This window comes from Pseudomonas sp. Pseusp3 (assembly GCF_047304225.1).
GTDB lineage: Bacteria > Pseudomonadota > Gammaproteobacteria > Pseudomonadales > Pseudomonadaceae > Aquipseudomonas > Aquipseudomonas fluorescens_CD.
Genome location: NZ_JBGLYV010000143.1, coordinates 1 through 11505 on the forward strand (window position 1 = coordinate 1; position 11505 = coordinate 11505).

Annotated in this window: 9 protein-coding genes and 1 pseudogene; 2 read left to right on the plus strand and 8 right to left on the minus strand. The window is 62.3% G+C overall.

The features are described from left to right. Positions 1 to 201 precede the first annotated feature (201 nt). The 3 genes from pcaG to pcaQ all read right to left on the minus strand — a co-directional run bounded on the left by pcaG (position 202) and on the right by pcaQ (position 2571). Positions 202 to 807, minus strand: a complete 606-nt coding sequence (gene pcaG / locus ACCD00_RS28300) for a protocatechuate 3,4-dioxygenase subunit alpha (RefSeq protein WP_413428539.1) — start codon at positions 805 to 807, stop codon at positions 202 to 204. Positions 808 to 818: 11 nt separating this feature from the next. Further along, the gene (pcaH, locus tag ACCD00_RS28305) at positions 819 to 1538 is read right to left on the minus strand and encodes a protocatechuate 3,4-dioxygenase subunit beta (RefSeq protein ID WP_413428540.1); all 720 of its coding nucleotides are present in this window, start codon (positions 1536 to 1538) and stop codon (positions 819 to 821) included. 103 nt (positions 1539 to 1641) lie between these two features. Further along, positions 1642 to 2571: a pca operon transcription factor PcaQ gene (gene pcaQ / locus ACCD00_RS28310; RefSeq protein ID WP_413428541.1), complete on the minus strand. Its 930-nt coding sequence runs from the start codon at positions 2569 to 2571 to the stop codon at positions 1642 to 1644. Positions 2572 to 2817: 246 nt separating this feature from the next. Here pcaQ and ACCD00_RS28315 point away from each other — a divergent pair, with 246 nt between their 5' ends. Together ACCD00_RS28315 and ACCD00_RS28320 are read left to right on the plus strand one after the other, a co-directional pair. After that, on the plus strand, positions 2818 to 3864 hold the full coding sequence (locus ACCD00_RS28315) for a Rieske 2Fe-2S domain-containing protein (RefSeq protein ID WP_413428542.1): 1047 nt from the start codon (positions 2818 to 2820) through the stop codon (positions 3862 to 3864). Then, a complete protein-coding gene (locus ACCD00_RS28320; protein WP_413428543.1) occupies positions 3861 to 4811 on the plus strand; it encodes a PDR/VanB family oxidoreductase in 951 nt (316 codons plus the stop codon). Before ACCD00_RS28315 ends, ACCD00_RS28320 begins: the two co-directional genes overlap by 4 nt. A gap of 10 nt (positions 4812 to 4821) precedes the next feature. On the opposite strand, the gene ACCD00_RS28325 is transcribed toward ACCD00_RS28320, so the two are convergent. From ACCD00_RS28325 to ACCD00_RS28345, 5 genes and pseudogenes are all read right to left on the minus strand, one after another. Further along, entirely contained in the window at positions 4822 to 5535 is a 714-nt protein-coding gene (locus ACCD00_RS28325; protein WP_413428544.1) for a GntR family transcriptional regulator, read from the minus strand. Between the two features lie 99 nt (positions 5536 to 5634). Then, a pseudogene (locus ACCD00_RS28330) lies at positions 5635 to 6865 on the minus strand (thiolase family protein). Continuing rightward, positions 6862 to 8745 (minus strand): feruloyl-CoA synthase, encoded by a 1884-nt coding sequence (locus ACCD00_RS28335; RefSeq protein WP_413428545.1) that lies wholly within the window; start codon positions 8743 to 8745, stop codon positions 6862 to 6864. Before ACCD00_RS28335 ends, ACCD00_RS28330 begins: the two are co-directional and overlap by 4 nt. 143 nt (positions 8746 to 8888) lie before the next feature. Beyond that, complete coding sequence (locus ACCD00_RS28340) at positions 8889 to 10337, minus strand: aldehyde dehydrogenase (protein WP_413428546.1); 1449 nt, start codon at positions 10335 to 10337, stop codon at positions 8889 to 8891. 129 nt (positions 10338 to 10466) lie between these two features. Then, positions 10467 to 11297, minus strand: coding sequence for a p-hydroxycinnamoyl CoA hydratase/lyase (locus ACCD00_RS28345; RefSeq protein WP_413428547.1), 831 nt, complete (start codon positions 11295 to 11297; stop codon positions 10467 to 10469). Positions 11298 to 11505: the final 208 nt, after the last annotated feature.

Below are 11505 nucleotides of genomic sequence, written 5' to 3' on the forward strand. Positions count from 1 at the left end.
GCGTATACCCCGCCGCCATCAGCGCCAGCCCTGCCCCGCCCGCCAGCACGGCGCCCAAACCCAGCATGCGCTGTGGCCCGAAGCGAGTGACCCAGCGGGCATTGATAAAGGTCACCACGATATCGCGGCACGAAACAACGAGGACTGTGGTGCGGTAGTCAGCCTCGCTCGTTGAACTCACTGGCCCGGCGCGAAGCGGGTTTAAAAATCGAAGAACACCGTCTCCCCCTCCCCCTGAATGCGTATGTCGAAACGATAAGCCGCCTTGCCATCCACCTCGCAACGCTGCGCTATCAGCGTTTCGCGACGCTGCGGTTGCTCGATCAGATTAAGCACCGGGCACTTCGCGTTGGCTTGTGGCTCATCGGCAAAGTACAGCCGGGTTTGCAGGTGAATATTGATCCCGCGGGCAAACAGCGACACATTGATGTGCGGCGCCATCGGCACCCCGGCGGCATTGTTCACCACGCCGGGCTTGATGGTATTGAGTGTCCACTCCCCTGCATCGAAGGTGGTGGCGGTTCGGCCGAAGCTGTTGAAGGTTTTTTCCGAGTCGAAAACCGGGTCGTAAACCCCTTCATGATTGGCCTGCCAAAACTCCAGAAACGAGTCTCGTACCAGGTGACCGTTGCCGTCGTAGACATGACCGATCAGCAGGATCTGTTCGCCTGGCGCGCCGGACTTGGCCATCTGATTCCAGATTTCCCCTGGCCGTGTCGGGTTGCCGGCAGCCGCCAGAGCCAGACCGATATGCACGTAAGGGCCAGCCGTTTGCGAAGGGGTTTCGGGTAGCAGTTCGATAGGCATGGACGGACTCCTCAGCAATTTTCGAAGTGGGTCTTGCGCTGGCCGCGCAGCACGATGTCGAAGCGATAGGCCAGGCAATCCATCGGATTGGCATTACCCATGTCGAGCCGGGCGATCAGGCTCTGAACCGCGTCCGGGTTGGCGATCGACTTGACGATCGGGCACAGCGGGATCAGCGGATCGCCTTCGAAATACAGCTGGGTGATCAGGCGCGTGGCGATCGATGGCCCGCTGATGGAGAAGTGGATGTGCGCCGGACGCCACTCATTCGGGCCGTTACGCCATGGGTAAGGACCCGGCTTGATGGTGCGGAAGCTGTAGTTGCCGTCACGGTCGGTCAGGGCGCGGCCGACACCGCCGAAATTCGGGTCCAGTGGTGCCAGGTATCGATCATTCTTGTGCCGGTAGCGCCCGCCGGCGTTGGCCTGCCACATCTCCACCAGGGTATGCGGGATTGGCTTGCCGTATTGATCACAGACCCGGCCGGAAACGATGATCCTTTCTCCCACCGGCAACCCGCCATTATTGAAGTTGAGTAGCAGGTCGTTATCGAACGGCCCCATCTCCAGATGAGAGAAATCCGGGCCGCTGGTTTCGCTGGCCGACTGGGGAATGCTCACCAAGGCCTGGCGTGGAGAACGGGCGACAGAGGTTTTGTAATCAGGGGTCAGGGCTTTGGGGTGCCAATTACGGTCACGAATGACGAAGCGACTGCTGTCTGCATCAGACATGTCGATCTCCTGTTGTTTGATTTATGGAGCACTGCCTGCGCAGTTTCAAACAACAGAAGGCTGGGGAATATTGAAAAGCCGCTCTCAACACATAACCAAATGGTTATGGATAAACCCCTTCGCGATACGCCTGCCCTACCTCGCGCAGCACCTCGACACACCACTGGGCCGCCAGTGACAAGGGCAAGCTGGTGTTACTGGAAATCCCCACCGAACCACCCGGTTCGCGCTGCCCCAGATTGATCTCAAACAGTTCGCCGCTTGCCAGATCCAGGCGCACTGCATCCAGTGGTGCGATCCAGATCGCCTCGCTGGACAACACATAACGACGGCTCAGGGTCACGGACAAGGTTTCCAGACGCTGCCGCGACTGGCTGATGCCGCATTGCACGAACAGGCTGTCGGCAAATTTGCGAATCGTCGTCCCTGCCAGCGGCAGCACCAGCGGGAAATCTTCCAGGGCGCTACGCTCCAGTGGCTCGGCCAGCAAGGGATGTTCGGGGCGCACCACCAGCGTCATGGATTCACTGTACAGATGCTCGAAGGTCAGTCCCTGAATCTCCGGGCTATCGGTCATACGGCCGACCACCAGGTCCACATCGCCCACCCGCAACTGCGACAACAGATAGGCGCTTGGCCCGGTCACCACACTCACCACCAGCGCCGAATGGCGCTCGTGCAAGCGCCGTACAACCTCAGGCACCAGCAAGCTTTCCACGGTCGACAACACACCGAGTCGAACCTTGCCCGCCGCATATTCGCCACCGCGCAAGGTATTCACCCCATCACGCAGCGCCTGCACCGAAGGCCCGGCATAACGCAAAAAGGCAACCCCGGCTTCGGTCAGGGTTACACCACTTTTACTGCGTATGAACAGGCTTGCCGCCAGCAGATCCTCCAGCTCCTTGAGCGTCTTCGACATCGCTGGCTGACTCACTGCCAGGATATCCGCCGCCCGCGCCAGACTGCCCTGACGGGCCATTTCAAGAAAGCACACGAGGTGACGGAATTTGATGCGGGTGTCGATGTTCACTACAGAGCCCCGTGAGGTTGCCTCATTGGTGTCGAAACGTTTGCAGGCGATCTTAGCGTGCGCTCAATTTCCTGGCGACCGGACGGTGCTGGATTTCAGAGACTCCCGCCGGTATTGATCCTGGAGACTCACAATCTATTAGTGGATCCAACAAATCATCGTAAAGTAGATAATATTTGACAATAACCCATAAAATCATCGCTAATGGATCCACTAAATAACAACAAACAACCTTGGAGAATCTCCATGTACCCCAAGAACACCTGGTACGTCGCCTGCACGCCCGATGAAATCGCCGACAAGCCGCTGGGCCGTCAGATCTGCGGTGAAAAGATGGTTTTTTACCGCGGGCACGAGGGCAAGGTGGCGGCTGTCGAGGACTTCTGCCCCCATCGCGGCGCGCCGCTGTCCTTGGGCTATGTGGAAAACGGCAATCTGGTGTGCGGCTATCACGGCCTGGTGATGGGGTGCGACGGCAAAGCCGTGGAAATGCCCGGGCAACGGGTTCGCGGCTTCCCGTGCAACAAGACCTTTGCCGTGGTCGAGCGCTATGGCTTTATCTGGGCCTGGCCCGGCGATCAGGCGTTGGCGGATCCAGCGCTGATCCATCATCTGGAATGGGCGGTCAGTGACGAGTGGGCCTATGGCGGCGGCCTGTTCCACATCCAGTGCGACTACCGCCTGATGATCGACAACCTGATGGACCTGACTCATGAAACCTACGTTCATGCGTCCAGCATCGGCCAGAAGGAAATCGACGAAGCGCCGCCGGTGACCACGGTCGACGGCGACGAGGTGGTCACCGCCCGCCACATGGAAAACATCATGGCCCCGCCTTTCTGGCGCATGGCCCTGCGCGGCAACAACCTGGCCGACGATGTGCCGGTGGACCGCTGGCAGATCTGTCGTTTCACCCCGCCCAGCCATGTGCTGATCGAAGTCGGCGTGGCCCATGCCGGCCATGGCGGTTATCACGCTCCCCGACAGTTCAAGGCGTCGAGCATCGTCGTCGACTTCATCACGCCGCAAACCGAGACCTCGATCTGGTACTTCTGGGGCATGGCGCGCAACTTCAATCCGCAGGACGAAGCCCTGACCGCGAGCATTCGCGAGGGCCAGGGCAAGATTTTCAGCGAGGACCTGGAGATGCTCGAACGCCAGCAGCAGAACCTGCTCAGCCATCCCGCGCGCAACTTGCTCAAGCTCAATATCGACGCTGGCGGCGTGCAGTCGCGTCGCGTTCTGGAGCGCCTGATCGCCAGGGAACGAGTCCCGCAGGAGTCAATGGCATGATCGAAGTGCTGGTGGTATCGCGCGACAACGAAGCCCAGGACATCTGCAGCTACGAGCTGGCCAGTGTCGATGACCGACCGCTGCCGGCCTTCAGCGCCGGTGCGCATATCGATGTGCACCTGCCCGGCGGCTTGATCCGGCAATATTCCCTGTGCAACCACCCCGAAGAACGTCATCGCTACCTGATCGGCGTGCTCAAGGACCCGACCTCCCGGGGCGGTTCACTGGCCATGCACGAGCAGATCCACCCCGGCGCGTGCCTGCCGATCAGTGAGCCGCGCAACCTGTTCCCGCTGGCCCGTGAGGCCAGGCGCAGCCTGCTGTTCGCCGGCGGTATCGGGATCACGCCGATCCTGTGCATGGCCGAACGCCTGGCCCACAGCGGCGCGGATTTCGAGCTGCATTACTGTGCCCGGTCACGGGACCGTGCGGCTTTTGTCGAACGCCTGCAGCACTCGCCTTTTGCCGACCGGGTGTTCCTGCATTTCGATCAGGAACCCGACACCGTGCTGGACGCGGCCAAGGTCCTGGCCACGCCGCAGAGCGACGTTCATTTATATGTGTGTGGCCCCGGCGGCTTCATGCAGCACGTGTTGGACACGGCCAGGAAACAGGGCTGGCAGGAGCAATGCCTGCACCGCGAGTACTTCGCCGCCGCGCCCGTCGACGCTGGCGCCGATGGCCGTTTCTCGATCAAGGTCGCCAGCAGCGGTCAGGTCTTTGAGGTGCCGGCCGACAAGAGCGTGGTGCAGGTGCTGCAAGACCAGGGCATCGAGGTCGCCATTTCCTGCGAACAAGGCATTTGTGGCACTTGCCTGACGCGGGTTCTGGAGGGTGTGCCGGAGCATCGCGACCTGTTCCTCACCGAGGATGAACAGGCCTGCAATGACCAGTTCACCCCTTGCTGCTCGCGCTCGAAAACGCCGCTGCTGGTGCTGGATATCTAGAACGCCGCGCCTATTCCGAGCGGAGAATGACCTTCATCCGCTCGTCAGCCGTCGCTGAGCTGAAGATCTCGGCGTAGCGCAACGTGGCGTTGGCGTGTTCGCGCATGATCGCTTCGGCACGCGCGCCCTGGCGGTTGACCAAGGCATCGAACACCGAATGGTGTTGCATGTGGGCATAGTTGAAGCGTCGGTATTCCCGGACCATGTCGTTGCGGTCCACGGCCAGGGCTGTCACCGAAGCGAAGGGCAAATGATCGTTGCGCGCCAGGGCGTCGGCTATCGCCGGGTTGTGGCTGCCTTCGACGATCACCTCGTGAAAACGCATGTTGAGGTCGTGATAGACCTCCAGGTCTTCTATGGTCACGTACCCTTTGTCGAACAGCTGATCGCCCTGCATCAGGCACTGTTCGAGGGTCGCCCGGGCTTCGTCCGAGAGCCCGCGCTCGGCGGCCTGACGCGCCGCCAGGCCTTCGAGTACGCCCCGTACTTCGACCGCACCGGCAATGTCATCTGGGCTGACCGAACGCACCTGAAACCCGCGCCCGCCAGAGCGCACCAGCAAGCCTTCCTGCTCCAGTGTGCGGAACGCCATGCGCACCGGCATCCGCGAGACGCCAAACAGCTCCGCCGTGGGGATCTCCATCAGCCGTTCGCCCGCCGCCAGCTCGCCCGAGGCGATCATCTTGCGCAATGCGACCAGCACCGTTTGACCGGGCTTACTCATCCAGGCAACTTCCAGAAAGGTGGGTCTGCATAGTAACGCAAGATGGTGACGCCGGGTTTGGGCAGCACACTCACATCAAAAAGGCCGCGTTGTTCTGCCTCAGCCTTGATAGGCCGGGTTCTCGATCAGCAGTGCCATGCCCTGCCCGCCGCCGACACAGGCGGCGGCAATGCCATAACGCAGATTGCCTTCGCGCAGTTGCCGGGCCAGGGTCAGCACCAGGCGCATTCCACTGGCGGCCAAGGGATGTCCCAGGGCGATGGAGCCGCCCCGCCGATTGAGCCGGTCGCCATCCAGTTCCAGCACCTGTGCCACGGCCAGCACCTGAGCCGCCTGGGCTTCGTTGATTTCCAGCAAGCCGATGTCGCCAAGGGTCAACCCGCTGCGTTGCAACAGCAACTGGATAGCGGGTGCAGGTCCGATGCCCATGAACTCCGGTGCCACGCCCACCACGGCACTGGCCAGTAAATGAGCCAACACCGGACGCCGGGCCGCAGAAGCGCGCCCCACCAGTGCGGCCGCCGCACCATCGACCACCGCGCAACTGTTGCCGGCCGTTTGCACACCGCCGGCATGCACCGCCCGCAACCGGCTCAAAGCGCCCGGATCGGTGGGTCGCGGGTGGCTATCGCGCGTCACGCGGTCCACGCCCCGTGGCAACTCAATACTCCGTGGCTGATAGCCGGCCAGTTCAAAACGCTCATTGCCAACCGCCACCAGTTCCGGTTCGAACCAGCCGTCAGCCTGGGCCTGCAGCGCCAGCTGATGACTGCCGAGCGCGTAGCGATCCACCGCTTCGCGGCTCAGGCCATGTCGTCGGGCCAGGTTGTCGGCGGTGGTGATCATGTCTACGCCCGGGGCCGGGTCGTAGAGGGCTTCCCAGAGAAAGTCCTTGAACGCCACCTCGGCACCGAGCCGGAAACCACCTCGGTGGGTGTAGGCGGCAATCGGATTGCGCGACATCGATTCGGCCGCCACACACAGGGCCAGCTGCACGCCGTCATCCAGCTGCCTGGCGGCCTGCCGCAAGAGTTCGAAACCGGTGGCGCAGTCCCAGTGCCGGAGTCTCTTGCGGCACGCCGCTGTAAAGGCCGATATGCCGAGGCAGCAGGTAAGCATCGAAACTGGCCTGAGCCATGGAGCCGGCGAGCACGCTGTCCACCGACGACGGATCGATAGCGGCGCGGGCCAGCACCTCGCGCCCGACCTTGATCCCCAGATCGATCGGCGAGACCTGAGCCAAGGCTCCGCCAAGGTCGACCCAAGGCGTGCGCAGTGCTTCGAAAATGGCCACATCGCAGAAGCTCGAATACTGCCCTGCGCCGCTCACGGTTGTGGTCCGGCACGCAGGATGGAAGGCTCTTCACCGCGATACAGCGCCTCGACCTTATCGGCTCGCCACTGCAGCACCGCGCGCTGGTTGATCGAGCCCTTGTCGGTGATTTCACCACGGTCGATGGAAGCAGGTTCGTCGAGCAGCGCGATCCATTCCAGGCGGCTGGCATTACCGGTGGCGTCGCGGTTGAGCCGTTGCAGCCAATCGCCGAACCACTGACGCACCGGCGCGCTGGCCAGAACCTCGGCATCGCTGGCGTGGGCACTCAAACCGGCCAGACGTCGGCACTCAAACAACCGGGGAAAGACCAGTGCACCCAGGCACTCGCGGTCCGGCGCGGCCACCACCAGGTCCTGAACATAGGGCGAACCTTCGAGCACCGCGCGATTGCGCAGCGGGCCGACGCTGACAAACACGCCGGAGCTCAGCTTGAAGTCCTCGGCGATGCGCCCGTCGAACATCAGCCCCAGTTGCGGATCACGGGCGTCAGCCAGTTTCAGCGCATCACCAGAACAATAGAAACCCTGCTCGTCGAACACCTCGGCGGTCTGCTGCGCCGCGCGCCAGTAACCGGGCATGATGTGCGGCCCGCGGAAACGCCCTTCCAGCTTGCCGTCCACCGGCACCAGCCGCACTTCACAACCTGGAGCCGGCAGACCGATATAACCGGCCATGGACAGTGGCCCGGTCGTGAATGTGCAGGACGGCGCCGCCTCAGTCATACCGAGCCCGGCCATCATACGAATGCGTTCGCCACAATGCTGTTCGGCGACCCGATCCAGGCGATCCCAAATCCTCTGGGACAAGCCGGCAGCGGCGAAGAAGAACAGCTTCATGCGCGAGAAGAAACATTCGCGCAACTCGCCGTCCTGCTCCAGGGCGCTCACCAGTTCTTCCCAGCCCTTGGGCACGGTCAGGTAGGCGGTGGGCGATACTTCTTTGAGGTTGCGCAGTGTTTCGGCAAAGCCCTGGGCGGTGGGCTTGCCGTCGTCCAGGTAAAAGGTGCCGCCGTTGTACAGCACGATGCCGACGTTGTGGCTGCCGCCGAAGGTGTGATTCCACGGTAGCCAGTCCACCAGTACCGGTGGTTCTTCGCCGAACACCGGGAAGGTTTGCAACAGCATCTGCTGGTTGGCGCAGAGCATGCGCTGGGTGGTGACCACCGCCTTGGGCAGCTTGGTGGAACCTGAGGTAAACAGAAACTTGGCGATGCTGTCCGGCCCGGTAGCCGTGAAGGCGCACTCGGCCTCGGCACCGCCGGGCTGTTCCAGCAGGCTGGCAAAGCTCGCCTGATGCCGGCCCGGTATTTGGCCACGCACGGTGATCAGTGGCGTTTTCACTGGCAACACCGCCTCGATCGCCCGCTGATAGGTCGCGGCGTCGCTGATGAACACCAGACCTGGTTGCAGCAGGTCGCAAACATGCCGCAGCTTGGCGAAATCCTGAGACAGCAACGAATAGGCCGGTGAGACCGGGCTATAGGGAATGCCGGCGTACATGGCACCCAGCGCAATCTGCAAATGCTCGATGTCGTTGCCCGAGAGGATCGCCAGCGGTCGTTCGGCCGACAGGCCGTAACTCAGCAGGCTCTGGGCAATGGCGCGGACGCTGGTCAGCATTTCGGCGTAACTCACCCGGCGCCAGTCGCCGCCCTCCTGGCGAGCAGCGATAAAGGTCTGTTGCGGGCGCACTTGGGCCCAATGCACCAGGCGATCGAGCAAGCGTGCAGGCAACTCGGCCAAAGGCTCCAGGGAGCGCATATGCAGGATGCCCTGCTCTTCGCTGACCTCGACCGCAGGACGGCCGATGGAGACCTGCCGATAGCGCGGCGCACTGGCTTCGGTCTGGGGTGGCGATCTGAATTCGGAACTCACGTGCTTGTTCTCCATCAAGGCACGCCACCGGTCCGCCGGGAAGCAGTCAACCGGGGCATCGCAGCCTTGTTATTGTTATGACTGGCCTGCACGCGGGCGGCGATCGCTCTCCAGCATTCGTCGCCCCGCGCTGCGACGGCTGCTCAGATCGGGTAGTGCCGCGGTCCGTTCTGCAAGGTCACCCAGCGCAATTGGGTGAAGTGCTCGATGGACGCCTTGCCGCCGAAACTGCCATAGCCGCTGGACTTGACCCCGCCGAAGGGCATCTGCGCCTCGTCGTGCACGGTCGGACCGTTGATATGGCAAATACCCGATTCAACCCGCTGAGCCAGGGCCAGAGCACGGCTGGTGTCACGACTGAAGATCGCCGCCGACAGGCCGAACTCGGAATCGTTGGCCAAACGCAACAGTTCTTCATCGCCCTCACCTCGCAGCACCACCGCCACCGGGCCAAAGGACTCTTCACGGTACAGGCGCATGGCATCGGTGACACCGTCGAGCAAAGTCGGCTGCAGGATGCTGCCCTCCAACCGGCCACCCGCAACCAGGGTTGCGCCCTTGTCGAGGGCATCGTCGATCAGCAGTTTGATCCGTTCGCCAGCGTTGCTGTCCACCAGGGAGCCAAGCACCGAACCTTCGGCATTGGGGTTGCCGGCGGGCAAGGTGGCGATCTTCGCCGCCAGTTTGGCGACAAAGGCAACGGCCACCTTGGCATCGACGATCAGGCGCTCGGTGGACATGCAAATCTGCCCCTGATTGAAGAAGGCACCGAAGGCCGCAGCCTCCACCGCCGCATCCAGGTCGGCATCCTCCAGCACCAGGAACGGCGCCTTGCCGCCCAGTTCCAGCAACGCCGGCTTGAGATGACGCGCCGACAGCTCGCCGACGATGCGCCCGACATGGGTCGAGCCGGTGAAGTTGACCCGACGCACCGCCGGGTTGGCGATCAGCCGCTCGACAATCGCCGCGGCATCCTGGGGCGCATTGCTGATGACGTTGACCACGCCATCGCCGAGGCCGGCGTCTTGCAACACCTGGCCGATCAACCGGTGCACCGCCGGGCTCAGTTCCGACGCCTTGAGCACAACGGTGTTGCCGCAAGCCAGCGGCATGGCGATGGCGCGGGTGGCGAGGATCACCGGCGCGTTCCAGGGCGCGATGCCCAACACCACGCCACAGGGTTGACGCAGGGCCATCGCGAAGCTGCCGGGCACATCCGAGGGAATGATTTCGCCGTTGATCTGGGTGGTCATGCACGCGGCTTCGCGCAGCATGTTGGACGCCAGGTGCACATTGAAACCGTACCAGTTGGCCATGGCACCGGTCTCGCCGGCCGCCGCGATGAATTCCGCGCTTCGGGCCTGCAACTGTTCAGCCGCACGCAGTAACCGGGTGCGTCGCTCGTTGGGGGCCAGCGCTGCCCAGGCGGGGAATGCCGCTTTGGCCGCAGCCACCGCAGCGTCGGCGTCTTCCAGGGTGGCGGCGGCAACGCGCGACACAACTTCACCGGTCACCGGATTACGCCGTTCGAAGGTTCGACCGTCTCGGGCGGGGCACGACTGGCCGCCAATCAGCAGGGGCACGTCCAGCATGGTGATTCCTCTTTATTGTCTTTATCGGGAATACGTTCTCGGGGTTCACAGTAGCGCCGAGGCGCCGGGGCGAACAGCTGGCGGACGCTCGATCGTCCGGCCAGCTCGCCTTGATTTCAACGCCGGAACTCAGCGCTTGTAAGCCTGCAAACCGGGCTTGATGCTCTTTTCGTCGAGAAACTGCTTCATGCCCTGCTCGCGGCCACCTTCGGTGTCCAGCAGGCGCGACTGATCGAGCTTGGCGTACAGGTAATCTTCGTTCTGCTCCCAGGTGAGTTCGCGGCAACGCTTGAAGCCATGCTTGGCCGCGCGCAGCACCACCGGGTTCTTCTCCAACAGATTACGCGCCAGTTCGATCGTCACTTCACGCAGTTGCGCCAGGGGTACGCTCTCGTTGACCAGGCCCATCTCGGCGGCTTTCTGCCCGCCAAAGGTCTTGCCGGTCATGATGTAGTACAGCGACTGGCGATGGCCCACGGTGTCGGCCATCGCCTTGCTCACCAGATTGCCCGGCGGAATGCCCCAGTTGATTTCCGACAGGCCGAAGGTCGCTTCATCGGCGCAGATCGCCAGATCGCAGGCCACCAGCGGGCTGAAACCGCCACCGAAGCACCAGCCGTTGACCATGGCGATGGTCGGCTTGGCGTACATGCGCAGCAGTTTCCATTGCCATTGAGAGGCTTCGCGACGAATTTTTTCCTGAAGGATTTCCGGGCCGGCGTCCACTTCGCGGAAGTATTCCTTGAGGTCCATGCCCGCAGTCCAGGCTTCGCCCGCACCAGTCAGCACCAGTACACCGGCGTCCGGATCCTGCTCCAGGGTTTCCAGAACGTCGATCATCTCGCGGTTCAGGGTCGGGCTCATGGCGTTGCGTTTTTCCGGGCGGTTGAGGATGACCCACGCGATGCCTTCCTCGATTTCCACTTTAACGGTTGTCCAGCGACCTTCGTAATTGCTCATGGCGATACTCTCTTGTTCTTGGCTTGACGATGGGTAAAAACTAAACCGCAAATATAGTTATGTCAATTAACCATTAATAAAATTAACCGAATTGTTTTCGTGCGTGAAACGGGCGCAGCGCCCAGAAATATGCAAGAGGTCGTGGCTATCCCCGGCCAATCTCGGCAAACTAGATAGCCTTCTTAACCGCCAGCCCGAGGATTCACCC

Excerpts from the sequence above, each read along its gene's own strand:
- pcaH (WP_413428540.1), bottom strand. The coding sequence starts at position 1,538 with ATGTCTGATGCAGACAGCAGTCGCTTCGTCATTCGTGACCGTAATTGG.
- pcaG (WP_413428539.1), bottom strand. The coding sequence starts at position 807 with ATGCCTATCGAACTGCTACCCGAAACCCCTTCGCAAACGGCTGGCCCT.
- ACCD00_RS28345 (WP_413428547.1), bottom strand. The coding sequence starts at position 11,297 with ATGAGCAATTACGAAGGTCGCTGGACAACCGTTAAAGTGGAAATCGAG.
- ACCD00_RS28315 (WP_413428542.1), top strand. The coding sequence starts at position 2,818 with ATGTACCCCAAGAACACCTGGTACGTCGCCTGCACGCCCGATGAAATC.
- ACCD00_RS28325 (WP_413428544.1), bottom strand. The coding sequence starts at position 5,535 with ATGAGTAAGCCCGGTCAAACGGTGCTGGTCGCATTGCGCAAGATGATC.
- ACCD00_RS28340 (WP_413428546.1), bottom strand. The coding sequence starts at position 10,337 with ATGCTGGACGTGCCCCTGCTGATTGGCGGCCAGTCGTGCCCCGCCCGA.
- ACCD00_RS28320 (WP_413428543.1), top strand. The coding sequence starts at position 3,861 with ATGATCGAAGTGCTGGTGGTATCGCGCGACAACGAAGCCCAGGACATC.